This is a genomic window from Mucilaginibacter sp. P2_A4, assembly GCF_056405015.1.
This window is the reverse complement of sequence record NZ_JBFUCX010000003.1, coordinates 123897-150035: the sequence shown is the minus strand read 5'-3', so window position 1 is coordinate 150035 and position 26139 is coordinate 123897. Positions and strand designations below refer to the sequence as shown.

Annotated in this window: 29 protein-coding genes; 22 read left to right on the top strand and 7 right to left on the bottom strand. The window is 40.6% G+C overall.

The features are described from left to right. The first annotated feature begins 18 nt into the window (after positions 1-18). A complete protein-coding gene (locus tag AC1DYB_RS07225; RefSeq protein WP_477433614.1) occupies positions 19-1662 on the top strand; it encodes a S8 family serine peptidase in 1644 nt (547 codons plus the stop codon). A 211-nt stretch (positions 1663-1873) separates the two neighbouring features. On the opposite strand, the gene AC1DYB_RS07220 is transcribed toward AC1DYB_RS07225, so the two are convergent. Continuing rightward, positions 1874-2005, bottom strand: a complete 132-nt coding sequence (locus tag AC1DYB_RS07220; RefSeq protein WP_262492947.1) for a hypothetical protein — start codon at positions 2003-2005, stop codon at positions 1874-1876. Between the two features lie 320 nt (positions 2006-2325). On the opposite strand from AC1DYB_RS07220, the gene AC1DYB_RS07215 reads away from it, so the two are divergent. Beyond that, a complete protein-coding gene (locus tag AC1DYB_RS07215) occupies positions 2326-2736 on the top strand; it encodes an SPW repeat domain-containing protein (protein ID WP_295721847.1) in 411 nt (136 codons plus the stop codon). A gap of 115 nt (positions 2737-2851) precedes the next feature. Here the strand turns inward: AC1DYB_RS07215 and AC1DYB_RS07210 are convergent, their stop codons facing one another. Next, on the bottom strand, positions 2852-4138 hold the full coding sequence (locus tag AC1DYB_RS07210) for a BamA/TamA family outer membrane protein (protein ID WP_477433612.1): 1287 nt from the start codon (positions 4136-4138) through the stop codon (positions 2852-2854). Between the two features lie 200 nt (positions 4139-4338). Between AC1DYB_RS07210 and rplM the strand changes: the two genes are divergently transcribed. The 6 genes from rplM to pyrH all read left to right on the top strand — a co-directional run bounded on the left by rplM (position 4339) and on the right by pyrH (position 9207). Beyond that, the gene (gene rplM / locus AC1DYB_RS07205; protein ID WP_295721842.1) at positions 4339-4776 is read left to right on the top strand and encodes a 50S ribosomal protein L13; all 438 of its coding nucleotides are present in this window, start codon (positions 4339-4341) and stop codon (positions 4774-4776) included. A 26-nt stretch (positions 4777-4802) separates the two neighbouring features. Further along, positions 4803-5189 carry a 30S ribosomal protein S9 gene (gene rpsI / locus AC1DYB_RS07200; protein WP_090638861.1) on the top strand — a complete coding sequence of 129 codons (387 nt, stop codon included), beginning with the start codon at positions 4803-4805 and terminating at the stop codon, positions 5187-5189. An 18-nt stretch (positions 5190-5207) separates the two neighbouring features. Beyond that, positions 5208-6068, top strand: coding sequence for a 30S ribosomal protein S2 (gene rpsB, locus AC1DYB_RS07195; protein ID WP_295721839.1), 861 nt, complete (start codon positions 5208-5210; stop codon positions 6066-6068). A gap of 155 nt (positions 6069-6223) precedes the next feature. Then, positions 6224-7075: a translation elongation factor Ts gene (gene tsf, locus AC1DYB_RS07190; RefSeq protein WP_477391090.1), complete on the top strand. Its 852-nt coding sequence runs from the start codon at positions 6224-6226 to the stop codon at positions 7073-7075. Positions 7076-7255: 180 nt separating this feature from the next. Further along, a complete protein-coding gene (gene nagA / locus AC1DYB_RS07185) occupies positions 7256-8377 on the top strand; it encodes an N-acetylglucosamine-6-phosphate deacetylase (protein WP_477433610.1) in 1122 nt (373 codons plus the stop codon). A gap of 125 nt (positions 8378-8502) precedes the next feature. Next, positions 8503-9207: a UMP kinase gene (pyrH, locus tag AC1DYB_RS07180; protein ID WP_295721833.1), complete on the top strand. Its 705-nt coding sequence runs from the start codon at positions 8503-8505 to the stop codon at positions 9205-9207. A 409-nt stretch (positions 9208-9616) separates the two neighbouring features. Here the strand turns inward: pyrH and AC1DYB_RS07175 are convergent, their stop codons facing one another. From AC1DYB_RS07175 to AC1DYB_RS07165, 3 genes are read right to left on the bottom strand one after another with little or no spacing between them, the layout of a single operon-like run. Next, the gene (locus AC1DYB_RS07175; protein ID WP_477391086.1) at positions 9617-10522 is read right to left on the bottom strand and encodes a prohibitin family protein; all 906 of its coding nucleotides are present in this window, start codon (positions 10520-10522) and stop codon (positions 9617-9619) included. Between the two features lie 9 nt (positions 10523-10531). Further along, a complete protein-coding gene (locus AC1DYB_RS07170) occupies positions 10532-10720 on the bottom strand; it encodes a DUF6358 family protein (RefSeq protein WP_295721829.1) in 189 nt (62 codons plus the stop codon). A 2-nt stretch (positions 10721-10722) separates the two neighbouring features. Then, on the bottom strand, positions 10723-11037 hold the full coding sequence (locus AC1DYB_RS07165; RefSeq protein WP_295721827.1) for a rhodanese-like domain-containing protein: 315 nt from the start codon (positions 11035-11037) through the stop codon (positions 10723-10725). A 210-nt stretch (positions 11038-11247) separates the two neighbouring features. On the opposite strand from AC1DYB_RS07165, the gene AC1DYB_RS07160 reads away from it, so the two are divergent. The 6 genes from AC1DYB_RS07160 to tnpA all read left to right on the top strand — a co-directional run bounded on the left by AC1DYB_RS07160 (position 11248) and on the right by tnpA (position 15840). Continuing rightward, positions 11248-12366: a DUF4407 domain-containing protein gene (locus AC1DYB_RS07160; RefSeq protein ID WP_295721825.1), complete on the top strand. Its 1119-nt coding sequence runs from the start codon at positions 11248-11250 to the stop codon at positions 12364-12366. Positions 12367-12463: 97 nt separating this feature from the next. Beyond that, positions 12464-12892 carry a PepSY-like domain-containing protein gene (locus AC1DYB_RS07155; RefSeq protein WP_477433607.1) on the top strand — a complete coding sequence of 143 codons (429 nt, stop codon included), beginning with the start codon at positions 12464-12466 and terminating at the stop codon, positions 12890-12892. Between the two features lie 144 nt (positions 12893-13036). Beyond that, complete coding sequence (locus tag AC1DYB_RS07150) at positions 13037-13285, top strand: helix-turn-helix domain-containing protein (RefSeq protein ID WP_477433605.1); 249 nt, start codon at positions 13037-13039, stop codon at positions 13283-13285. A gap of 45 nt (positions 13286-13330) precedes the next feature. Beyond that, a complete protein-coding gene (locus AC1DYB_RS07145) occupies positions 13331-13978 on the top strand; it encodes an HD domain-containing protein (protein WP_477433603.1) in 648 nt (215 codons plus the stop codon). A gap of 34 nt (positions 13979-14012) precedes the next feature. Beyond that, positions 14013-15323 carry a carbohydrate porin gene (locus tag AC1DYB_RS07140; RefSeq protein WP_477433601.1) on the top strand — a complete coding sequence of 437 codons (1311 nt, stop codon included), beginning with the start codon at positions 14013-14015 and terminating at the stop codon, positions 15321-15323. A 52-nt stretch (positions 15324-15375) separates the two neighbouring features. Then, positions 15376-15840, top strand: coding sequence for an IS200/IS605 family transposase (tnpA, locus tag AC1DYB_RS07135; protein ID WP_477433599.1), 465 nt, complete (start codon positions 15376-15378; stop codon positions 15838-15840). Positions 15841-16107: 267 nt separating this feature from the next. Here tnpA and AC1DYB_RS07130 read toward each other — a convergent pair whose 3' ends face one another. Beyond that, positions 16108-16992: a UbiA family prenyltransferase gene (locus tag AC1DYB_RS07130; protein WP_477433597.1), complete on the bottom strand. Its 885-nt coding sequence runs from the start codon at positions 16990-16992 to the stop codon at positions 16108-16110. 141 nt (positions 16993-17133) lie between these two features. On the opposite strand from AC1DYB_RS07130, the gene AC1DYB_RS07125 reads away from it, so the two are divergent. The 8 genes from AC1DYB_RS07125 to AC1DYB_RS07090 are packed head-to-tail and all read left to right on the top strand — an operon-like array spanning position 17134 to position 24217. Further along, entirely contained in the window at positions 17134-17664 is a 531-nt protein-coding gene (locus AC1DYB_RS07125; RefSeq protein WP_295721810.1) for a YceI family protein, read from the top strand. A gap of 18 nt (positions 17665-17682) precedes the next feature. After that, the gene (locus AC1DYB_RS07120; protein ID WP_477433594.1) at positions 17683-18792 is read left to right on the top strand and encodes a type III polyketide synthase; all 1110 of its coding nucleotides are present in this window, start codon (positions 17683-17685) and stop codon (positions 18790-18792) included. Between the two features lie 5 nt (positions 18793-18797). Next, complete coding sequence (locus AC1DYB_RS07115) at positions 18798-19922, top strand: NAD(P)/FAD-dependent oxidoreductase (protein WP_477433592.1); 1125 nt, start codon at positions 18798-18800, stop codon at positions 19920-19922. A gap of 18 nt (positions 19923-19940) precedes the next feature. Further along, positions 19941-20639, top strand: coding sequence for a methyltransferase domain-containing protein (locus AC1DYB_RS07110; RefSeq protein WP_477433590.1), 699 nt, complete (start codon positions 19941-19943; stop codon positions 20637-20639). Between the two features lie 9 nt (positions 20640-20648). Continuing rightward, positions 20649-21713, top strand: a complete 1065-nt coding sequence (locus tag AC1DYB_RS07105; RefSeq protein ID WP_477433588.1) for a sensor histidine kinase — start codon at positions 20649-20651, stop codon at positions 21711-21713. Positions 21714-21760: 47 nt separating this feature from the next. Further along, entirely contained in the window at positions 21761-22411 is a 651-nt protein-coding gene (locus tag AC1DYB_RS07100) for a DUF47 domain-containing protein (protein ID WP_477433586.1), read from the top strand. 21 nt (positions 22412-22432) lie between these two features. Then, positions 22433-23443 (top strand): inorganic phosphate transporter, encoded by a 1011-nt coding sequence (locus tag AC1DYB_RS07095; RefSeq protein WP_477433584.1) that lies wholly within the window; start codon positions 22433-22435, stop codon positions 23441-23443. A 42-nt stretch (positions 23444-23485) separates the two neighbouring features. After that, positions 23486-24217: a DUF4197 domain-containing protein gene (locus AC1DYB_RS07090; protein ID WP_477433582.1), complete on the top strand. Its 732-nt coding sequence runs from the start codon at positions 23486-23488 to the stop codon at positions 24215-24217. 158 nt (positions 24218-24375) lie between these two features. Here AC1DYB_RS07090 and porX read toward each other — a convergent pair whose 3' ends face one another. Beyond that, complete coding sequence (porX, locus tag AC1DYB_RS07085; protein WP_295721794.1) at positions 24376-25929, bottom strand: T9SS response regulator signal transducer PorX; 1554 nt, start codon at positions 25927-25929, stop codon at positions 24376-24378. Positions 25930-26139: the final 210 nt, after the last annotated feature.

Sequence of the window (26139 nt, the reverse complement as noted above, 5' to 3'; positions counted from 1 at the left end):
TATTACTAATACTTATACATGTTTAATTTTCGCTCTTTCATTACCTGTACTTTCTTATTAGCTGCTTTAACAATTGATCAACCGGTATCGGCGCAGGTAATGCCCAGGCCAGAACCCGAACCGCCAAGGCACTGGCAATTAATGGACCTTAAAGACGATGGCTATTTTGGCATCAGTTTAAAACCGGCTTATCTTTTTGTAAAAGGTAAAAAAAGCAAAACGGTAGTTATAGCTACTATTGATAGCGGGGTGGATACCTTGCAAAAAGATCTGAAAAGCATCTTATGGATAAATACAAAGGAAATACCCGGCAACGGTATTGATGATGACCATAACGGTTATGTTGACGATATACATGGCTGGAATTTTTTAGGTGGTGCAGGCGGCAAAGCCGATTTTAATGAAACTACCGAAGAAGTGCGCGAGTATAATAAGCTTAAAGGGAAATACGCTGCTTTGACTGAAGCTACAGCTACAGATAAAAAGGCATTTGCTTACTGGCAGCGTGTTAAAACCATTTATGATACTACTATCAATAAATCGCAGACGGAAACGGCACAGCTGCAGCCTATCATGAATGCTTTGATGGCAACCAGCGGATATATCAAAAAATCGCTTAATATAGGTGCCGGCGATACTTTTAAAGAAGCCGATCTTGTAAGGATTAAAACAACAAACGATACCTTAAGCCAAAGCAAATATGTTTGGGCTACCATATTTTCGCAGGAGGGTGGCAACAAAACAAATGCCGCTATCATTAAGGATTTAAGCGAATACCTGGAAAAGCTTAACAACAACTTATCGCCCGATCTGGAAGCACGCAAAAGGATAGTTGGCGATAATGTAGATAGCCAGGATCATAAGCCCTATGGCAACAATCTTTTAAAATTTGCTGATGCATCCCACGGTACAGGTGTAGCCGGATTGATAGGTGCTGTGCGTGGAAATAATTACGGTATAAATGGAGTTGCAGATAATGTAAGGATCATGGCGCTTAAAGCCGTGCCTAACGGCGATGAGTACGATAAGGATGTTGCCAATGCCATACATTACGCGGTTGATAATGGCGCAAAGGTTATTAATATGAGCTTTGGTAAAAAAATATCACCACATAAAGAATGGGTTGACGAGGCATTTAAGTATGCAGCTGCAAAAGATGTACTGCTGGTATTGGCTGCCGGGAATGATAATGATGATATGGACAAGGATCCGGATTATCCGAATGATCTTTTTTTGGATGGATCAACTACGGATGCTGATAACCTAATCAATGTAGGTGCTTCCGGCTCACGTTTGAATGATCACCTTGCCGGAGATTTTAGCAATTACGGCAAAAAGATGGTAGATGTTTTTGCACCTGGTGTAAAGGTTACCACCATTGATACTGATGCAGAATTTAATACCGAAGATGGAACCAGCTTTTCGGCACCGATAACAAGCGGTATAGCTGGTTTAATATTGGAATATTACCCAACCCTGAGTGCAAAACAGTTAAAACAGGTTATCCTGGCTTCGGCCACGCCATTAACGGGCACTATGGTTTACAAACCCGGCTCAAAAACCGAAAAGGTTGATTTTACTACCCTGTGCAAAACCGGCGGCATTGTAAATGCTTATAAAGCTTTACAAATAGCAGCCACTGTGCAAGGGGAAAGAAAATAGATTTTTTTTGGGACTTTGGAGCAAGGAGCAAGGATTTTTAGATAAAAGATAAAGGACTTTAAGACAAAAGACAGAAGGACAAAAGATAAGGAACTTTAAACAGTTTTATATCTTTTGTCCTTTGTCCGAAAATCCTTTGTCTGAAAGATCTTCGTCCAAAAATCCTTGCTCTTTGCTCCGAAAATCTTTCGTCCAAAAATTCCAAAAAAAATTACTTTTTCTTATCGCCGCCAATAGGTTTTACAGCATCTTTTTTGCCTGATTGATAATCAGATGGGGCTTTTTTGCCTCCTTCTGCGGCTGGTTTCTTTTTTTCTTTTACGGCTTGTCTGTCCTTGCTCATGATCTTAATAGTTTTAGATTAGATGTTAATTTACCCTCAATTGCTGGTATTGCAATCTGGGTATTATTGTAATAGCGGATGAATTAACGGGCTTTATCTGTGGTGCCCGGTTGTAGAAAGAAAAATGGATTGCTTTAATTTTAAAAACGCCTATCTTTAGCGAATTATTACTGCAATTAATTAAAGGTAATTGTTTTAAACAATAAAAAGCGTTCGGGGCAATTTTAAATATCAAAAAACTGTATAAATGCTTAGCTTTGCAACGATTTTTGAGACACATATATAAAATATAGATACACTATACAACAATTCGCTAAAAAATGAAAAGCTTTATTCCAACAACATTTTATGCATTTTTAAATTATGTAGTAGCCCTGTTACTGATCTCTACACTGTGGACATTTGATACATTACATATTGGCGGCGCGGCTTTATTCCTGCCACTGATCGTCGGATGGTTACAACTGATCATGGCTATTTTTGCAGATAACAAGCTGGGCTTTATTAAAGTGTTCCCGATGAGCATGCACAATGTAAATGATGTAATTATGGGTTCATTCCTGATGTGCTCTCCATGGGTTTATGATTTCAGCTCGAAATTATGGATACCGCAGGTTTTATTTGGTGGTTTGTTATTCATCATGGGTATTTTCACCGAGGGATCGCCTTTGCTTAAAAGACACCAGGAACCGCTTCAAGAAGGTGGGTTTACTTCAACAGATTCATTATAAACAGTTATATATTACAAAATAAAAGGGGCGCAAAATTTTGCGCCCCTTTTATTTTGTAATACTTTTTTTCAAATTTTCCCCAGGGATAAATCAACAGCACTATTGCGGGCGGGGTTTAAAAAACTTCGTTAAGTCCCAAAAAGAAGCCGCTTGAGCCATAACTGCCCCGGGCATAATCAAAGCACATGTTTGATCGGGTAAATTTATTGAACAACAACCTTAAGCCAAAACCGGCTCCCGGCTCCCAATGGCTAAACAGTTTAATATCCCGCTGGTTGTTTGCCGATTCGATATTTACAAACGTAACGCCACTTAATAACTTGTTACCGGTTAATGGAAAACGGTACTCGGCCTCATTGTAAACAAAGGATGGGCCCTTAAACCGGCCGATAATAAAAGCGCGGCCAATACGGCCATAGGCATCACTTGCTGTGCCCGGTAGTTCCAGGTACGGTACTGAACCTTTAAGCAGGTAATTGGCCCAATGCCAAAAAGCTAAAACATTTTCAGGATCGGTATCACTTAAGCTCCAGTATTTCCTGAACTCCGCTTTTAATTGAACCGCGTTATGATTGCTGCCCAGCCAGCCTTGGTTGGTTCGTAAAATAACATCCGCATAAATGCCTTTGAATGCCCTGTTTGGCTGATCGCGGCTGTTGTATTGAAAGTTTATTAAAATGCCATTTGCGTTATAACGGTAGGGAGAGTAGCCTTTATGCACACTGTACCTAAAGTTGTGCGTATCGGTTGCCGGGATGTTTGCCCGGTTATCATCAATATTATTGTAAAAGTTAAAACTAAGGCCGGCTCCAACATAAATATGATCTGTTATTTTACGGTAAATGCGTTCGTTTATTTTTAGGTAGGTATACCTTAAAGGGAATTCGTCGGGATTATCATTAAAATGCTGATCGCCCATATGGAACGGGCCATCGCCAATACTACGGTAACCTGTGCCCAGGCCATTATCTTTGGCTATAGTTTTGCCTACCTGTAATGTACCTTGCAGGTTCCATATATTTTTTGAGGTGAACGCATTATGTTTTAGCTCCAATGTTGAAAGCCCGTTGGTTGAAATGTATGCACCGGCGTTCATTACTGATAGGATGGTATTGTGCCTATCCCCAAAGTATTTACCGGCTGCAGAGGTAGCCCCGACGGCAAAGCCAACGCTTGGGTTATAAGCAGCAGATGGCAGTATAGCCCAAAAGAAATTCTTTTCCTCGCGGCTGGTATCGGCAGTGGCTGGTTTTTTACTGCTGAAAATTGAATTTAAGAAGCCATTAGCGTCACTTTGCGTTTTTAATGAATCCTCCAGGCTTACCCTGGTTTGTGCAGAAAGCGGAATTGAGTTTAAAACAATAAAGCATACAGCAAGCGCAAACCTGCAAAAGGGTGACATCAATTTAGGGAATTAATAATAGTTCTTTGCTAATATATAGCTATCGGTTTAAAAAGTATAATATAAGCTGTGATAAATTATTGAATAATTACCCGTGAAATTTCCTTAAAAACTATTTGTTAATAACATAAATAGCTGTATCTTTGCAGTCCCGAAAATGCGGGGTATAATAAACGTTTAAACAATTTAATTTAAAGCAAGTGAATACGTTAAGTTACAAAACTGTCTCAGCCAACAAAAAAACCGTTAACAAACAATGGGTTGTTGTTGACGCACAAGGCGAGATTTTGGGGCGCTTGTCCACTAAGATCGCAATGATCATTCGTGGTAAAACCAAGCCAGATTTCACCCCGAACGTAGACTGCGGTGATAATGTAATAGTTATCAATGCAGACAAGGTAAAGTTGACCGGAAACAAATTGAGCGCAAAGCAATATGTTTCTTACACTGGTTATCCAGGTGGTCAGCGTTTCATTTCTCCTAAGGAGTTAATGGCAAAACATCCTGAACGCGTAATTGAAAAAGCCGTTCGTGGTATGTTACCTAAAAGTCGTTTGGGTAAAGCATTATTTGGTAACCTGCATGTATACGCAGGTGCAGAGCATCCTCATGCAGCACAAAATCCAACAACCATTTAACTTTTTAATTTTAAAGGAGAAAAGAAATGCCAACAACTAACACTTCAGGCAGAAGAAAAACAGCCGTTGCCCGCATCTACCTTTCAGAAGGAAATGGTGCGATCATCGTTAACGGTAAAGATTACAAAGAGTACTTCCCAACATTGCCATTACAGTACATCGTAACTCAGAGCACTGAGGTTTCTGGTAGCACCGGAAAATTTGATGTTAAAGTAAATGTTGCCGGTGGTGGTGTAAAAGGACAGGCAGAAGCCGTTCGTTTAGCTATCGCGAAAGCCATCGTTGAACTGGATCCTGAAAAGAAACCAGCATTACGCGCTAAAGGTATTATGACACGTGATGACCGTATGGTTGAGCGTAAGAAACCAGGTCGTAAGAAAGCACGTAAGAGATTCCAATTCAGTAAACGTTAATCACAGGAGGACAACACAATGGCAAGAACAACATATCAGGATTTACTGGATGCAGGTGTACACTTTGGTCACCTTACCCGCAAATGGGATCCGAAAATGTCACAGTACATTTTCATGGAGCGTAACGGTATCCACATTATAGATTTAAATAAAACCTTAACTAAGGTTGAAGAAGCTGCTGCAGCTATCAAACAAATTGTAAAATCAGGCCGTAAGGTATTATTCGTAGCTACAAAGAAACAAGCGAAAGATATCGTTGCTGACTATGCAAAAAGCGTAAACATGCCATACATCACCGAGCGTTGGTTGGGTGGTATGTTAACCAACTTTGCTACTGTACGTAAGTCAATCAAAAAGATGTCAAACATCGATAAATTGACTAAAGACGGTACTTACAGCAACCTTTCTAAAAAAGAAAGACTGATGATACAACGTGAGCGTATCAAATTAGAAACCCTTTTAGGTGGTATCTCTGATTTGAACCGTTTACCTGCAGCATTATTCCTTATCGACGTTAAGAAAGAACATATCGCAGTTTCAGAAGCTTTGAAGTTGAACATCCCTACATTTGCTATGGTTGATACCAACTCTGATCCTTCAAACATCGATTTCCCTATTCCTGCCAATGACGATGCTACAAAATCAATTTCATTGATCACCAGCATTATCATCAAAGCAATTGAAGAAGGTTTAGATGAACGCAAACGCGACAAAGAAGACGAAGCAGAAAAAGAAGCAGCTACCGCGAAAGCTAAAGCTGATGCTCCTGAAGTTAAAGACCGCAGCGAAAACGAAGGTGGTAAAAGAACAAGGAAAACTGCTGATGTTGTAGCTGACGCTGAAACTGAAGCTCCTGCTGCCGAAACAACAGAAGAGTAATCATAATTTGTGGGTTGTATGTTGTGTGCTGTAAGTTTTTATAGCTGCATTATACAACCCATATTTTTTAATAATAGAAATAGTTACAGGTTACAGTAGAGCTTTACTTTTGCTTGCAACTATCACTCATAACTTACAATAAAAAACTTAAAAACATGTCTACAGTACAAATATCTGCAGCCGACGTAAACAAACTGCGCCAACAAACAGGTGCCGGTATGATGGATTGCAAAAAAGCATTAACCGAAACTAACGGTGATTTTGAAGCAGCTATCGACTTTTTAAGAAAAAAAGGCGCTAAAGTTGCAGCAAGCCGTCAGGACAGAGAATCAAACGAAGGTGTTGTTATTTCACGCACATCTGCTGATGGTAAAACCGGTGTTATTATTGAACTTAACTGCGAAACTGATTTCGTGGCTAAAAACGCTGAGTTTGTTGCTTTCGCTAATGAAGTTGCTAACAAAGCTGTTGAAAACCAACCAAAAAGCATCGAAGAGCTTTACGCTATTTCTATCGATACAGATAACACCACTACAACTATTGGTGAAGCTATTATCGATAAAACAGGTAAAATCGGCGAAAAAATTGGTGTATCTAAATTAGAGATCATTACAGGCGAAAAAGTTATCGCTTACGTACATGGTAACTTTCGTTTAGGTGTATTAGTTGCTTTAAACTCAAACCCAGAAGGTGCTGACGAAGCAGGTAAAGACGTTGCAATGCAAATTGCTGCTATGAACCCTATTGCTGTTGATAAAGATGGTGTTGATGCTTCTGTAATTGAGCGTGAGTTAGAAATTGCTAAAGATGTGATCCGTGCTGAAGGTAAACCAGAAGAAATGGTTGAAAAAATCTCTTTAGGTAAACTGAACAAATTTTATAAAGATTCTACTTTGTTAAACCAGGAGTTTGTAAAAGACTCTTCAAAAAGCGTTGCTCAATTCCTGAGCACTGTTGAAAAAGGTTTAACAGTTACTGCCTTTAAGCGAGTAGCTTTAGGAGCTTAAATATTTAATCCCCCTCGTTTTAAAACGAGGGGGATTTTTTTTGCGATATTGTTTGATAATTCTCCTGTCATTGCGAGGAGGAACGACGACGCAACCGCAAACTATACAGAGCGAAGATGCACAGTTCGCGGTTGCCGCGCTGCGCTCGCAATGACATGTTGTTAAAACCCTTCAGGAATTATGGTAACAGCACTCTACAATCTCCAACTCATTTCAAACGGGCAAATTGCCCGGTGCAAAGCCGTTTTAATATCTGGCACATCAATCCTCGATGTTATTGATGATACTGCTATCCCCGCCGATGCCGAGAGAAAAGATCTAAATGGTTCATACCTTGCCCCCGGTTTTATCGACCTCCAAATTTATGGTAGCGGCGGAAAGCTTTTTGCAGGCACGCCAACTGTTGATGCATTAGCGCGTTTAGAAACCGACTTGCTTAACCAGGGAACTACCGGCGTTTTCGCAACCATTGGAACCAATACCAATGATATTGTTGAAGCAGGTATCGATGCTGCTAAAATATACCGTAAAGAAGCTAAGGGTGCTTTTTGGGGCTTGCACCTGGAAGGGCCATATTTAAACCCGGCAAAAAAGGGTGCGCATCCGGAAAAATATATTAAGAAAGCTACCCTTGCCGAGGTTAAAGGCTGGGTAGAACGTGCCGAAGGCGAGATAAAAATGATCACCATAGCGCCCGAGCTGCAGGATCAGGAAGTGATCGATTACCTATATAACCAGGACATCATCATTTCTTCAGGCCATAGCAATGCTACGTATGCCGAAGGAAAAGCATTTTTAAACAAACCGGTGCAGGCAGTAACGCATTTATTTAATGCCATGCCACAGATGCATCACCGCGAACCGGGTTATATTCCTGCCATTTTTGAAGAACGGCCATATACCAGCATTGTAGCCGACGGTATTCATGTTGATTTCGCGATGATCCGGTTGGCTAAACGCGAACTGGGCGATAAGCTATATTTAATTACCGATGCCGTAACTTCAACTAAAGAGGGTACTTATCAACATGAATTAAGAGGCGACAGGTATACCATGCCCGACGGCACACTCTCGGGCTCATGCCTTACCATGTTGAATGCTGTTGAAAATTGCGTGAAATATGTGGGTATTGACCTTGCCGAAGCTGTTAACATGGCCTCGTTATACCCCGCTCAACTGGCAAAACAACTTAAAAAGGGCAAAATAGAAAAAGGCTTTGATGCCGACCTGGTTATTTTTAATGCTGATTTTGAGGTGGAAGGCACCATTTTACAAGGTGATTTTTTAACAAAGACAACATAAAATTTTAACACTGATTTTTATTCTTTATTTTTGGCGAACTACGCACATATGAACAGAGCTATATCAATTCATGATATCCACAAAAGCAAGTTCCATCTATTTCTATTATTAACAAATCACACCAAATGAAGTACAAAAGAATTTTACTGAAACTTTCGGGCGAATCGCTGATGGGCACCAGGCAATATGGTATTGATAATGCCCAGGTTTTGCAATATGCACAGGACATAAAAAACGTTTATGACGCGGGGATCGAAATTGCAATCGTTGTTGGTGGCGGTAATATTTTCAGAGGGTTAAGCGCAGAGAAATCAGGGATGGAACGCGCTCAGGCCGACTATATGGGTATGCTTGCTACTGTGATCAATTGCATGGCCCTGCAAAATGCGCTGGAAAGCATTGGCGTTGAAACCCGCCTGCAATCGGCCATTAAAATGGAACAAATTTGTGAGCCATACATCCGCCGCCGTGCTATGCACCATTTAGAGGTGGGTAAAATAGTAATATTTGGCGCCGGTACCGGTAACCCATATTTCACCACCGATACCGCTGCATCATTACGCGCTATTGAAATTAAAGCCGACGTTGTATTGAAAGGTACCCGTGTTGATGGTATCTACACCGCCGATCCTGAAAAAGATCCTTCGGCTACCCGCTATGACGAAATCTCTTTCCAGGAAGTATATGACAAAGGCTTAAATGTAATGGATATGACAGCCATAACCCTTTGCCAGGAAAACAAGCTGCCTATTATTGTATTTGATATGAACAAAGAGGGCAACTTTATGAAGATAGCCCTTGGCGAAGCCATAGGTACACTGGTAAGGTAAGAGTCTTTCTCAATTATTTTACCATTCTGGGCAATAGAATTCGGAAAAACTCCGAAGGTGGAAATGACGTTTTAAGAGGCTTGTCATCCAGAGAGGCTGTCTAAAAATAGTCATTGCGAGTGATAAAATCCGGGGGGACACTGAAGGAGAAATGACGTTAAAAAGGTTTGTCATCCTGAACGCAGTGAAGGATCTATTCTCAGACTTTACAGGGCGAAGAAGCATGGCGAATAACAGATCCTTCACTGCGTTCAGGATGACAAACCTTTTTTTGCGAACGCGGCATACGTAGGAACGAAGAATTAATTCTAAGCCATAAACAATAAAGGCCGCCCGGATAGGGTGGCCTTTATTATTTATGGTTCCAAACAAGGTTCGTGAAATTCGCCTTCATTCGTGAAATTCGTGTTTACTTGTCGCTCAGCATTATTGGGTTTCCTCTGCCTCCGCCAATAATGATCACTTTGGCATTTGGCGAAGTAGCTATAGCCATTTGTGCCTTGATGGTTTCGTATTGTAACTGTTTGTCAGACAAGCCGGTTGAAAGAATTTTTTGATAGTCGGCGATACCTTGTGCTTCTACCCGCTTACGTTCTGCCTCTTGCTTTTCTTTCTGCAATACAAATTGCATTTTCTGAGCATCCTGCTCGGCGTTGATCTTTGATTCGATACTTGCCCTTACAGATGCTGGCAGGGTGATATTGCGCACGAGAATTTGTTGAAGCTCCAACCCTCTTTTAGCAAAGTTTGCCGTTATGTAACGGTTTATTTTATCCTGGAATTCCTGCCTTTTGGTTGAATACAAGTCAACCGCCGCGTAATTTACCGCGTTGTCACGTATGGCAGTGCGTGCTACCGGGCGAACAATTTTGCCGATATAATCTTCGCCGATGTTTTGCAAAATGTAACCGGCCTTATCGGGCATTACTTTGTATAACACCGATAGATCGATGGTAACCTCTAACCCATCAGAAGATAATACGCGGATCGCGTCATCGCCCTCCTTCTGCCCTTCGCTGCTAACAGCGCTCATGGTATAGGTTTGGGTTTGAGTATCGAAAATAGTGATCTCAACAGCAGGATTAATAATGTGCAATCCGCTCTCTAAAACATTATCCTGTACCTTGCCAAAAAGGGTTTGCACTCCTACTTTGCCCGGCTCAATAACCTTAAACATGGATAACAGCAGCCCTATGGCTACCATTGCTCCTCCGGCTATACTTACTATATTACTGAAGTGATTTGCGGGCTCAGGTGAGCGTTTGAGTACTATACCCACCACGAGTACAATAACTCCTAATATTGCTATAAACATGCAATGAAGTTACACCTTTTTCTGAGAGTTCTTTACGTCTTTTAACAGTCTTATTTTTAAGATTATAACAACAACTCCGGCAAATATGGCTACGCCTACAACCGGGTAGTTTTTAGCCAGAAAATATTGATATGCTACAAAGGCGCACAATACCACCCCTATGGTATACAATACATTGAGCACTAATTTAAAGCCCATGGTTAGTATACATTAAGTGTAGGGTCAATTTCTGCAGCCCAGGCTAAAATGCCGCCGCTTAAATTAGATAGATTGGTAAAGCCACGTTGTTCCAGCTGCATAATAGCGGCTGCACTGCGTTTACCACTGCGACACATTACTACTACCGGTTTATCTTTACGGATCTTTTCGGCTTCAATTAAAATACCACCAAGAGGTATTAACTGGCCACCCAAATTTGATGTTTCATATTCAAAATCTTCTCTGACGTCAATCAGTTGAAAATCCTCACCTTTGTCAATTTTCTCTTTTAGTTCCTGTACGGTTATCTCGTTCATGATTAATAAAATTATAACCCAAAGGTAGCTTTTTTTCTATTGCAAATAATTATGCTCAAATTTTGTAACAATCAATACCTAAGAGCGTTTATTATATGGTTTGCTGTATAAAGCGCTATTTTTAGCACTAAAAAGGCAGTGGATTGATAATGTGCGATTAATAATTTTACATAAATATTAACCGGCATTAAATTTAAACAGATCATATAGATGAAAAAAGTTACCCGCTTTTTCTGGTTTTGTTCAGGAGCACATATAGATACCCTAAAAAAATACCCCATCGAGCATAATAAGTATGTGGGTATTGGAGCTACCATATTTTTCACGGCGCTGTTTGCCTCCCTGTCTGGTGGTTATGCCATGTACTTTGTCTTTAATGGCGATGCCTTTGCCGTAGGGTTTGCCATTTTATTTGGATTACTATGGGGAACAGCCATTTTTAACATGGATCGTTATATAGTATCCAGCATTAATAAAGAGGGTACAACCAACCAGCAGATATTGCAGGCTTCTCCGCGTATTTTACTGGCCATCATGATCGGTATAGTGATATCCCGCCCCCTGGAGTTGAAGATCTTTGATAAGGAGATCCGTCAGAAATTAAAAACATCCTATCTGAAAGGGCAGCACCGTAAAATTGATACGCTCGAAAAAACATACAATCAAAAGTATGCAATGGAGATGGGTAAGAACAATGATCTGAAGAAAGAAAAAGACTCTCTGGAAAAAGATATCAACCGTTCCCGTTTCCTGCTTAACCAGGAAGTATTTGGTGATAAAACCAATCAAACGTCGGGCATTACCGGTTACGGGACCTATGCCAAACAAAAACAAAGTGTATTGGAGGAAAAAGAAAACCGGCTAAAAACGGTAACGGATAACCTGGGGCAAATGGATCAATACCTGAGCAAGCGAAAGGACTATGAGGGGCTCAACAGCACCAGATTGTTTACCGATCATCAATTGGATAGCCTATCCAATGTAGCAGGCTTTGCAGATCGTAACTGGGCGCTTGGGCAGCTATCCTTCAACGAAAACGGCACCCGCGATCTGGATACTTATATGGCCATATCTTTTATAGGTTATCTGTTTATTTTATTTGAGTGTTTGCCTGTGTTTGTAAAGCTCATGTCGCCTAAAGGGCCATATGATACTGCTATAGCCAAAACTGCCGAAGCTAATCTATATATGGCCGAAAAGGAAAAGAACAGGGACATTACTGTCACTGACGATACCTACGAGCACAATTTAGGTATCGATGTGGAGCGGCGTAAAAAGATCATCACATCGCAATCCGATTATGATTTTGAGCGGCATACTTATGATTGATGTAATCTGATATTACTATCATTATCAGGAGTTTCCGAAGAAATAAACCCAAATTTCTACAGATTGGTAATTTATACTTGTGTAAAGTAAAATTATCATGAAAAAGAAATTTGTATTATTAATGGTACTGGGTTTTGCATCCGGCGTTGCTATGGCACAGGACCTAAAATCCAAAGATGTGCCTGCTATAGTTAAAGCGGCATTGGTTTCTAAATACCCTGCGGCGACCAAAGTAAGCTGGGAAAAAGAAAAGGGTAATTACGAGGCTAATTGGGGCGGTAAATCGGGCGAGGATAATTCGGCTTCATTCACACCTGCCGGTATTTTTATAGAGATTGTTAATTCAATTAAAATAAGCGATCTGCCCAAAAATATAGCTCCTTATGTAGAAACCCATTATAAAGGGTCGAAAATAAAAGAAGCCGGAAAAGTTACCGATGCTGCAGGTAAAACTTTTTATGAGGCAGAAATAAAAAGCGGCGACCTTATTTTTGATGATAAAGGAAACTTTGTTAAAAAAGATTAATAGGCAGATTAATTTAAGGCAATATGGACAGATACAAAAAACTGATTCTTTAATGACAGAAAGAAAAGTTTCTATAAAACTAAAAAGTGTAAATCCAGTTCTTAGTTAATCTCGTTTATTGATAATAATAAATAAACTAATTTGATGAAAGATACGCTGAACTATAAGATCAAGGCAATTGCTGTTAATATAAGACACACGCGCGAGCAGTTAAACTACACGCAGGAGTATCTTGCCGCTAAATTGAATATATCGCAAAATGCATATAGTAAAATTGAGTTGGGCTATACCAAAATAACCGTTGAAAGACTATTCCAGGTGGCCGCCATATTAGATGTAGATATTTACTCCCTGATAGACACAGAAAGATTGTCGTTTGTTAATAATTTATAAATTATCCGTTGTTTCATCCGGGGCAATAATATCTTTGCACCCGTTATGGAGACAGCCAATCTGATTGATAATACGGTACAATTTGTACGCGATACCCTTAAAAATGCCGAAGGTGGCCACGACTGGTGGCACATACACCGGGTATGGACCAATGCCAAACTAATTGCACAAACCGAAAAAGCCAACTTGCTTATCGTTGAGCTTGCAGCCCTGCTTCATGATATTGCCGATAGTAAATTCCATAATGGGGATGAAGAAATAGGTCCGCTTACAGCCGGCAATTATTTGCAGAGCGTAAATGTTGATGCAGATGTTATTGTACATGTGCAACAGATCATCAGGTATATGTCGTTTAAATCAAGCTTTGATAAGCCATCCTTCCACTCTCCGGAATTAGCTATAGTACAAGATGCCGACAGGCTTGACGCTATTGGTGCTATAGGTATAGCCAGGGCCTTTACTTATGGCGGCTTTAAAGGCCTAGAAATTTATAACCCCGAAATTGAGCCCAATTTAAATATGAGCAAAGAGGAGTATAAAAACTCCCCCGCGCCTTCAATCAATCACTTTTACGAAAAACTATTATTACTGAAAGATAAGATGAATACCGCCACCGGCCGTAAGCTGGCCCAACAGCGTCATCAATTTATGGAGGCTTATTTGCAGCAATTCTACCTGGAATGCAAACCATAGGTTAAAAAAAACGTTTCAGCATCAATTATTATTTATGAAAAAAACTTTACTATTTATAATTCCCCTGTTAAGTATAGGTGTTATTACAAAAGCACAGGATACGTTAAAGCAACAGCGCTTTAATTTTCATTTCCAGCAAACCATTATTACCCAGTATAAACCATCATTTGGTGCCGATTATACCGGCAACAATAGTTTGCTCACCAAATCAGAAACCCAAAGTTCAATAACCACTACATTTTTTGGGGCTGCACGCCTATGGAAAGGGGCCTCGGCCTATTTTAATCCCGAAATGTCTGGTGGATCGGGCCTGAGCAAAACGCTGGGTGTAGCAGGTTTCCCAAATGGCGAAACCTTTAGGGTTGGAGGTTCGGAGCCTAAAATTTATATAGCCCGTTTATATTTTACCCAAAATTTTGAATGGGGAAAAGATAAAGACACACTACAGGATGATGTCAACCAATTGGCAGGTTTAAAAAGCAAACGTTATTTTTCTGTTACCGTTGGTAAATTTGGTATGGCCGATTTTTATGACGGTAACGAGTTTAGTCATGACCCAAGGTCGCAGTTCATGAACTGGGCGTTAATGGATAACGGTGCGTGGGATTATCCGGCAAATACCCGCGGCTATGCCATGGGCGTACATACTGAATTGGGTATGCCCAACTGGACGTTAAGATTTGCCTTCACCATGTCGACAACCACAGCCAATGGTGCTATATGGGACGCAAAAATTGGGAAAGCCAATACCCAAACCCTGGAGTATGAAAGGCGTTACACCGTTGGCGGCAACAAAGGGACCGTGAGGGTATTGGGCTTTCGTAACAATGGCAAAATGGGCGATTACAGGCAGGCGCTGGCTATTAATGCGGTTAATCCTGTTATTGATACCAACCTGGTTTATGGCAAACATAAATATGGTTTCGGCATTAGTGCTGATCAATACCTGAGCAAGGATTTTGGCGTATTTGCCAAAGTAAGCTATAACGATGGCCATACCGAAACCTGGTATTTTACAGAAATAGACCGGTCATTAAGCTTTGGCGCTATGCTCAAAGGCAGCTCATGGAAACGTGGCGACGACGAATTAGGACTTGCATTTGTAGCCAATGGCCTCGCCCGGCCACATCGCGATTACCTTGCCGCCGGCGGATACGGTTTTATTATTGGTGATGGAAAACTAAATTACAGCAATGAACTGATAGCCGAACTGTATTATAAGATAAATGCCTATCAGAAAAAATTCTGGCTTTCGCCCGATTATCAGTTTATCCTAAACCCGGCATACAATAAAGACCGCGGCCCGGTGAATGTATTTTCGTTGCGTGCGCATATTGAATTTTAATTGTAACGGTATTTAAAGTTTGCAAAAGACTAATACAATATTAAATTTGTTTATGCCTAATACTTATACACAACTATATATTCATTTTGTATTTGCCGCAAAATACAGGATGGCAATAATTCAACCTGAATGGGAAGAACAATTGCATCGTTACATTACCGGAATAGTTCAAAATAATGGGCACAAATTACTTGCGATAAACTCTGCGACAGATCATTCACATCTTTTTATTGGCCTTAACCCCAGCCAGTCAATATCCGAGTTAATGCGGCTTGTTAAAGGAGACAGTTCGGAATTTGTAAACAAACAAGGATTTACCAAGAGAAAGTTTCAATGGCAGGAAGGTTATGGAGCTTTCAGCAATAGTAATTCTCAAATAGATTCAGTTGTTAAATACATCAACAATCAAAAAGAACATCATCGAAAGAAATCATTCAAAGAAGAGTATTTGAATATTTTGAAAGATTATTCGGTTAATTATGATGAAAAATATGTGTTTCGGGATTTGATAGATTGATTGCCCCGCGCTTTATTGGGTAACCTCTACGAGGCAAAAAGATTACCTGTTTTTTTTCTACAAACAGGTTATCCCTACGGGATATATTTGCATGTTAAAAGAATGACACTAAGCGTTTATAGGGTGCATATCCCCACGGGATATTTGTTATGTCAATTGGAAATGTCTTAAATGCCTCGTAGAGGCTACCTGTTTGTAGCCCCCAAAAATGAATGATCGCTTTGCTCCGTAGGAGCTACCTATCTACCACCTGTTCTTTTAAACAGATTACCCAATCAGCGCCAGCGTTCCAAAATAGATCAGCATACATCCCGAACTTAAAAAATTCATCCGCATGGCATTTTTAAAGTTGGCGTTATCGGTTGATTTACCCACTTTGTAAAACCAATAATTAAAAAATAAAAATATAGGCAGCGCGCATACCAGGAAAAAATAAAAGTTATACATTTTATCCGCGGTATGCCAGTAATAAAACGAGCAGGCAATTCCCAACGCAAATAACGCTCCCGAGAAAATAAACGACCCTTTATAACCCAGCAAAAGGCTAATGGTGTTATCGCCACGGCGGCTATCTTCTTCATGCTGGTAAACCTGTGTTAATGGATATGATGCCCCAATTAAACAAGAACATATTGCCCCGGCTACTATAAAGCTAATATCCCAATGCCTCAATAAGCTTAGGCCACTCAGTGCCGAAAAAGTGACATAATAGATAAAAGCTCCCTGGAAAAAGAAAACCGTAAGAAAGCTAATGATGGGGTATTTTTTTAACCGGGTTGCCGGGTGACTATAAAGTTTGGACATGATGCCATAGAGCAGCACCGCGAAAGCAAATTCCCAACTGATTAAAAAACCCAATAAAAAAGCCAAAGCCTCCAGCAAAATGGAAAAATAATAAAGGCTGATATCTACTTGGGGCGGCTTTTCTAAAAGGCCAATACTATCCTCATCCTTATCAAAATAACTGTTATATCCATTACTTGCCGGGAATGCCAAAAAATGCCAGATTAAAAACACCAATATTGCATTAACAGGATCAATAAACGGCACCTGGCTAAAGGCAAACAAATATACCGGCAGCAGGAAGACAGAAAAAACAAAACGCAGGTGTGCAAGTGCCGAAGATGTAGGTATAATTTGATTAATTTTCATTCAATTGATGCATATTAGAAAGATGAAGGCAACGGTGACTGTTTACTAAACGTTATAAACATAAAATAGGATGCTTCATTTCACTAAAGTAAAAATTAGTATTGCATAAATCATTATGTTTGAAAACTACGTTATTATACCATGATTAAAAAAATATATGCAGTCGCGATCTTAGCTTTTTTAGCTATAAACACCTTTGCACAAAGCAAGGTAACACACTCAAATGTCTCTTTTAAAATTAAAAACCTGGGCTTTAATGTAAGCGGTAATTTTGGAGGCGTTAATGCCGACATCCAGTTTAAGCCAACTAACCTTGCGGGTAGCTCAATAGAGGCTTCGGTAGCATCTAATAGTTTAAATACCGATAACGAAAGCCGGGATAGCCACATCAAAAGTGAAGCCTACTTTGATGTAGCCAAATATCCTAAGATCACCGTAAAATCGGTTTCATTTAAACATACAAGCGGAAACAACTATACGGGCAGTTTTAACGTAAGTATTAAAGATAAAACAAAGTTGATAGAAATACCTTTTACGTATACTGAAGCGGGCAATACTGCAATATTTAAAGGGGGATTCCAGGTTTTAAGAACCGACTTTGGCATTGGCGGCCAGAATATTGTGCTATCAAACGAAGCCAATATCCTGGTAGAAACAGAGATTAGCAAATAAAAGGTTTAAAAAAAATTAATGGAGAGTTGCATTAGTGCCATCGGGATAGCAAATCCCCATAACCGTATTGCCCAGGCTGATATTTACCACTTTATGGTGAACGCTTTTGGGTTGGATAATACAAATGCAGCAAGGTTAAAAAGCATTTATGATAATTCTGGTATCGATCATCGGTATTCGGTAATTAAGGATTTTGGCGAAAGCGATCCATCCAATTATACTTTTTTTGATCCATCAGGAAATTTTGATCCTTTCCCTGACACGCAGAAGCGGCTAAAGTTTTACGAAAATGAAGCGATAGCTATAGCCATTAATGCTGTAAAAAACTGCATTGCGGGCTTTGAAGAAGGTGTTTTACAGCAGGTAACACACCTGATAACCATCAGCTGTACCGGTATGCATGCCCCAGGCATTGATATCGAGCTGGTAGAAAAGCTTGGCCTTAATCGCGATACAGAACGCACCTGTATCAATTTTATGGGATGCTATGGTGCAATTAATGGTTTAAAAGTTGCCGACTATATTTGCCGGGCCACCCCAGAAGCAAAGGTGCTGGTGGTAAGTGTAGAGCTCTGTACGCTGCATTTTCAAAAAGATAATACCCTGGATAATTGGGTTGCCAATTCCCTGTTCTCTGACGGGGCAGCTGCGGTATTGGTTGAAAATACATCACAACGATTGAGTAAAGGAACACATCTCTCTTTAAAAAATTTCTACTCGGAATTTGTGATCGAGGCCCGCGATGATATGGGCTGGTATGTGGGCAATACCGGTTTTGAAATGAAGCTTACGTCGCGCGTATCTAAACAGATCAAAAAAAACATAAAGGCCTTAACCGGTAGGTTTTTGCAAAAAGCAAAGCTTGATGCCGGGCAGATCACCGCGTACGCCGTGCATCCGGGGGGGCGTAAAATACTGGAAGCGGTTGAAGAGGCATTGGAACTTCCCGAAGAAAGTAATGCGTTTGCTTACCAGGTATTGCAGGAATACGGAAACATGTCATCTGCCACTATTCTTTTTGTGTTGCAGAAAATGCTTAAAGCCGGAAACCTAGTAGATCAAAAGATCATGAGCTTTGCCTTTGGGCCCGGTTTAACGGTTGAAGGTATGATACTTGAAATGCATTAACCCACATGAGCGACGTATTGATAGTTGGTGGCGGCCTGGCCGGATTATTTAATGCGATATTGCTTAACCGCGCCGGATTAAAGGTTACCCTTATCGAAAAAAAAACCTACCCGATGCACCGGGTATGCGGCGAATATATCTCCAACGAAGTAATTCCCTTTCTCGGCAGCTTAGATATTGATCTTGATCAGTTGAACGTTTCCCGCATCAACCGGGTGGAAGTTACAGCGGCATCTGGTACCAAATTTTCGCAAAAGCTTGATTTGGGTGGTTTTGGATTGAGTCGTTACACTTTTGATAATTTTCTTTACCATAAAGCGATGGTGGAAGGGGTAAACTTCATGATTGGCACACGGGTGGAGGATATTCATTTTAAAAACAATCATTTCGAGGTGGTTACTCCCGGCGCGGTGCTGACTGCCCCGCTGGTTATCGGCTCATTCGGTAAACGATCAAACCTCGACCAAAAACTAAAACGCCCATTTTTTTATAAACGAAGTCCGTACCTGGCGGTAAAGTTTCATGTAAAAATGGATTTTCCAGACGATCTTATCCAGCTTAATAATTATAAAGATGGCTATTGCGGCGTAAGCAAAACAGATGGCGACAGGTACTGCATGTGCTATATGGCGCACCGGGACGACCTGCGTAAGTTCGGAACATTACAGGCTTTAGAGGATAACATCATTCGTAAAAACCCTTATCTGAACGATATTTTTACCAATGCAGAATTTTTGCTGGATAAGCCCGAAGTGATCAATGAGATCTCATTTGAGAAAAAGGCCCCGGTTGATAACCACATCCTGATGAGCGGAGATACGGCCGGGATGATTGCCCCGCTTTGCGGCAATGGGATGACTATGGCAATTCACTCGGCTAAGATACTATCAGAGAAAATCATCAGTCATTATAAGCCCGGTAAATTTGTTGACAGCAATCGTGCAAGCCTGGAAGCCGACTATACAGAGAGCTGGAATAAGCAATTTGCACAGCGTTTGTGGGTGGGGCGACAGCTACAACGGTTGTTTGGCAATAACAATACTACCGCGCTTACTCTGCACCTGTTAAACGGCCTGCCACCGTTGTCTCGTTACCTGATAAGTAAAACCCATGGCAAACCTTTTGCCTGATATAAGCGTATTTACGATATGCCCGATTTATCAATCCGCGTTTTTGATGCCGAGATCATGGATGATCTCTATTTGCCATATAATGAAATAGCCCCGGTCTTAGAGGGATTAGGTAAAGTAAACTCCTGGTTTGGCGGGCATAATAGTATAATAGACAGCCTCAAAAAATTTCCGGTGCATAATGGTTATTCGGTTAGTGACTGGGGCTGTGGTGGTGGCGACACGCTAATTGCCATTGCCAATTGGGCTAAACAGCAACAAATTCACCTAAAACTTACGGGTATTGACGCGGCCCCCGCGGCAATCAATTTTGCAGGCAAGGCATCAAAGGGCTTTAATAATATCAGCTATGTACAAGCCGATGTGATAAAGGATATTCATTTGCTGGGCAAACACGATATCATTATCAGCAGCCTGTTCACCCACCATTTTGATGATGAGCATTGGATACAGATGATCAAAAACATGCATGCATCTGCCGGCAAAGGCATTATTATTACCGATCTGCACCGGCATTGGTTATTGTACTACGCAGTTATAGTGATAACCCATGTTTTAACCCGCAACAAAATGGTACGTTATGATGGTCCTTTATCAGTAAAGCGTGCCTTTAAAAAGCGCGAATTATTAACCTTGCTTAAAAATGCAGGAATTGATAACTTTAATTTAACATGGAAGTGGCCTTTCCGCTGGCAGTTAGTGATCTATAAATCGTAGCTTTACGCTATGAATTTGCGCGTATTGGTTTTAGTTACCGCAACAGGCGTAGCAATAACGCTGTCGGCAGTAAACTTTTATTTTCAACACAAATGGTACGATGTTATGATCACTTTTACGGCTACCCTTGTCGTAAGCTACATCGTATTTTACTACCTCATAGAAAAATATATTTACTCGCGCATTAAACTTATCTATAAGCTTATCCATAACCTGAAGTTGGGGCGCGACCTGCGCGATGCCCTTGGCGAGCATGTAACGGCCAACCCGATTGATGATGTTGAACAGGAAGTAAAAGAATGGGCGAAGCAAAAAAAATCAGAAATTGATGAATTGCGCAAGCAGGAAAAATTTCGCCGGGATTTTTTATCCAATATATCGCACGAGTTTAAAACACCGCTTTTTGCTATACAGGGATATATAGAAGCCCTGCAGGATGATGATTTTGATGATCGTGAAATGGCAAAGCAGTTTTTGGAGAAAGCCTCGAAAAACGTTGATCGCTTAAGCTACCTGATTAAGGACCTGGATGAGATCTCCAAGCTGGAATCGGGCGAGATCCCTATTAATTATACAAAATTTAAGATCAATGATCTTATAAAAGAGGTGTTTGAGTCATTGGAGATTAAGGGCAAGCAATACAAGATTAAACTGATCTTTAAACAAAAATATGATGAAGGTATTATTGTATATGCCGACAGGGAAAAAATAAGGCAGGTTTTGGTGAACCTTATAGATAATTCCTTTAAATACGGTAAAGAGGAAGGCAGCACATCAGTAAGCCTGTTTGTACTGCATGACCAGGTTTTGGTTGAAGTTACCGATGATGGTATTGGTATAGAAGAGAAATTTCTGCCGCGCCTTTTTGAGCGCTTTTACCGTACTGATACAAGCCGTTCAAGGCAAATTGGCGGTTCGGGTTTGGGGTTGGCTATTGTAAAACATATTATTGAAGCGCACCAGCAAACCATCAACGTACGCAGTACCGAGGGGCTCGGATCTACCTTTGGTTTTACTTTGCAAAGAGCAAAACAAACTCTACCTTTCCCAAATATACCAGTGTTAAAAAGTTAACATTAATTTAACATAGCAACCGTACCTTTACCTCAATTTAAAGCAATATGTCACTTAACAGCATTTTCCAGTATTTTGTACCAAAGGATAAAAAAATATTTTTTCCTTTATTTGAGCAAGCGGCAAGCAATGTAGTAACCATGGGAACTATATTGGTTGAAGCTGTTAACTCAAACAACGCCGCCACCCGCGAGGAGTTGTTTAAACAGATTGACAAGCTGGAGAACAAAGGCGATGAACTTACACACCAGATATATCTTGAGCTGGGTAAAAATTTCATTACGCCATTTGATCGTGAGGACATTCACGCATTAGCTACTGCTATTGATGATGTTGCCGATTATATACAAGGTGCTGCTAACCGCATGAGCCTTTACAGGATAGATGATTTTAATGAGCATATCCGTAAGCTATCTGATTTGATTTTGCAGGCCAGTATTGACCTGGAAAAAGCTGTACGCGAATTAAAAGATTTACGTAACGTACGTAACATTGCCGATTCATGCATCAGGATAAACAGCGTGGAAAACCAGGCTGATTATGTATTTGACCGCGCTGTAGCAGATCTGTTCCTGTACGAAAAGGATGCTATCAGGCTTATAAAATATAAAGAGATACTTGCCGCCCTTGAAACCGCTACAGATATGTGCGAAGATGCGGCCAACGTAATGGAATCAATTTTAGTTAAAAACGCTTAAGCATATCCTAATCATCACTAAATGGTTACTTCCCTACTTGTCGTTGTTGTTGTACTTGCTCTTGTTTTTGATTACACAAACGGTTTTCATGACGCTGCCAACTCCATCGCTACCATAGTATCTACTAAAGTACTTACACCTTTCCAGGCTGTGCTCATGGCAGCAGTGTTTAACTTTGCAGCTTACTTTTTTATAAAAGATCATAAGGTTGCCAATACGGTTTCAAAGATCGTACTGGAGCATTATGTAACCATGCATGTAATATTGGCCGGCTTAATTGCAGCTATCTCCTGGAATTTAATTACCTGGTGGTTTGGGATCCCTTCAAGCTCATCGCATACGCTTATTGGTGGCTTTGCAGGTGCAGGTATGACTAATGCCCTTTATATGGGTGCAAATGCCCTGCATGCCATCGAAATGAAGTATGTGCTTACCATTGTAGCATATATTGTGTTAGCCCCTTTTATCGGCTTAATTATAGCATATATAGTAACCATTGTGATACTAAACATCTGTAAAAGAGCAAGGCCTGCCGCCGCAGAGCGCTGGTTTAAAAGATTACAGTTGGTATCGGCAGCGGCATTAAGTTTTGCACATGGTGGTAACGACGCGCAAAAGGTAATGGGAATACTATATGTAACGTTGATAGCTGCAAAAATTATTCAGCCTGGCGCAGCAATGCCCGAGTGGATCCCATTGGCTTGTTACTCGGCTATTGCAGCCGGAACCATGTCTGGTGGTTGGAAGATCGTTAAAACCATGGGGTCAAAGATCACCAAGGTAACTCCATTGGAAGGCGTAAGTGCGGAAACAGCCGGTGCCATTACCCTTTTTATTACCGAAAGATTTGGTATTCCGGTTTCAACAACTCATACTATTACAGGTTCAATTATCGGTGTAGGTTTAACCAAGCGTGTTTCTGCAGTACGCTGGGGGGTAACCATTAACCTGGTGTGGGCCTGGATAATTACCATTCCAATTTCTGCCCTGATTGCTGCCGGTGTATTTGCCCTGTTAAAAGCGATAGGATAATTTTCCAAATACTTGGAGGCATTTTTGTTACTTTTAGCAACTATGAAAACAAAAATATTATCTATAGCTGTTTTATTGTTCTTTATAACACTTAGCAGTTGCGATACGCTGAACCAGGTAGCCCGGGCAGCAGTAACAAGCCCACAGGGTAACCCAACAACATTTGAAATTGGCAACGGCCTTAAACAGGCCCTTGAAATAGGAACCGGTAAAAGCTCAGATAAGCTTTCGGCAGTGGATGGTTTTTTGAAGAACGCGGAGGTTAAGATACTTTTTCCGCCCGAAGCCCAAAAAGCAGAAAGAACGCTTAGAAGCATTGGCTTGGGCAGTCTTTGTGATAATGTGATAACCTCCCTTAATCATGCCGCAGAAGATGCCGCGGTACAGGCAAAACCCATATTTATCAGTGCTGTAAAGCAAATGACCTTGCAGGATGTTACCAATATTTTATTGGGTAAAGAGGATGCTGCAACTCAATATTTTAAGCGCACAACAACCTTGCAGTTATCAGACAAGTTTAAACCTGTTGTACAATTAAGTTTAAACAAAACAGGTGCTACAAAATACTATACAGATGCAGCCCAGGCCTACAACAAAGTACCATTTGTATCTAAGATTAATCCCGATATCAGCGATTATGTAACCCAAAAAGCTATTGATGGTTTATTTCTGGAGATAGCCAAACAAGAGTTGGATATTCGCCAAAATCTTGGTGCACGCACAACGCCGTTATTGCAAAAGGTATTCGCTTTTGCTGATAAGCAAAAGAAGTAGAGCCCCCCAACCTCCTGAAGGGGGAGTTTTTTGATTTGCGCTTTACAGAATTTAAAAATATCAAACATAAAAGGAAAGGCCAATCGCAAAACGATTGGCCTTTCCTTTTATGTTTTTAAAGTCTTCCGCTAATCAGCGGAGAGATATAGAGGCGCTTCCTATTTTGGTCCGTAGGTTACAACCGGTATTATCATTTCCTCTAACGAGATGCCTCCATGCTGGAAGGTTTCATTATAAAAGTTAACAAAGTGGTTATAGTTGTTCGGGTACACAAAATAGCTGTCTTCCTTGGCAAACACAAAGCTTGAACTTAAGTGCAGCTTAGGGAGCATAGCATCATGGGGGTTACGGATGTGGAATACTTCTTTAGCATTATAATTAAGGTTTTTACCTTGTTTATAGCGTAAGTTGGTATTGGTGTTCCTATCGCCCACTATTTTGCTTGGGTTTTTTACGCGGATGGTACCGTGGTCTGTGGTAATAATTACACGTACTTGTTTCTGTGCCAAAAATTTAAGCAGATCAAACAAAGGCGAGTGCTCAAACCATGATAAGGTTAATGAACGGTAAGCCGCATCATCACTGGCCAGTTCGCGAATCATCTGCATATCGGTACGGGCATGTGATAGCATATCAACAAAGTTGTATACAACCACATTCAGCTCGTTATTCATCAGGTTACTTACCGATTCATTCAATGCCCGGCCTTCATCAATGTTAAGTATTTTATGGTAAGAGTATTTGCAGTCTCTTTTTAACACCCGTTTTAAATGATCGGCAATAAATTCAGATTCGAAAAGGTTTTTTCCGCCTTCATCTTCATCATTTTGCCACATCTGCGGATATCTTTTTTCCATATCCAAAGGCATCAGGCCGCTAAAAATAGAGTTACGGGCATATTGCGTGGCAGTAGGTAAAATACTGTAATAAGTATCCTCTTCCTCTAACCTGAAATATTCGGAAATTATGGGGTTGATGATCTTAAACTGGTCAAACCTAAGGTTATCTATCAGTATAAAAAACAAGGGCCCCTTGCCATCCATTTTAGGGAACACTTTCTTTTTAAACAACTGCGGTGAGCTGGTAGGCGCCGAATCCGGATTTTTTATCCAGTTTAAATAGTTGCGTTCAATAAATTTGCAAAACTGTGTATTGGCTTCAGCTTTTTGCATGGTTAATATCTCGTGCATGCCGGCATCTTCCAGTTTTTCCAGTTCCAGCTCCCAGTAGATGAGTTTTTTGTAAACATCAACCCATTCCTGGTGGCTCAGGTTATCGTTAAGCGTCATGCCCAGCGTGCGGAAATCCATTTGGTAAGCCATGGTTGTTTTTTCGGTAACCAGGCGTTTGTTTTCGGTCAATTTTTTAATGGTAAGCAGGATCTGCTTGGGGTGAACCGGTTTGATAAGGTAATCATCAATCTTTGAACCGATGGCATCCTCCATCAAATATTCTTCCTCGTTTTTGGTGATCAGCACTATAGGCACATCGTTATTAATGTTCTTGATCTGCTGCAGTGTTTCCAGGCCGGTAAGACCAGGCATGTTTTCGTCCAGGAAAACCAGGTCGAAATAGCCACTCTTAAAAGTATCAACAGCATCGTTGCCATTGGTTACGGTTGTAACCTTGTAGCCTTTTTCGTTTAAGAAAAGTATATGTGGTCGTAGCAGGTCAATTTCGTCATCAGCCCATAAAATGGTTGTATCTTGCATAATATCTGTATTTAAGTAGTCTGAATCAGAATTATTTCTGAACCGGAACTCATCGAATTAAGGAATAAACAGAACTATCTGCTTGCCAAATATTCACCATTAAAGTAAAATTCAAATAATTCTTTAATTCGATGAGTTCCGGTTCAGACGTTTCTGATTCAGACAATAAAACCTCAAAGGGACGGTTTTGTTGTCACTGAGTAAAGGTAT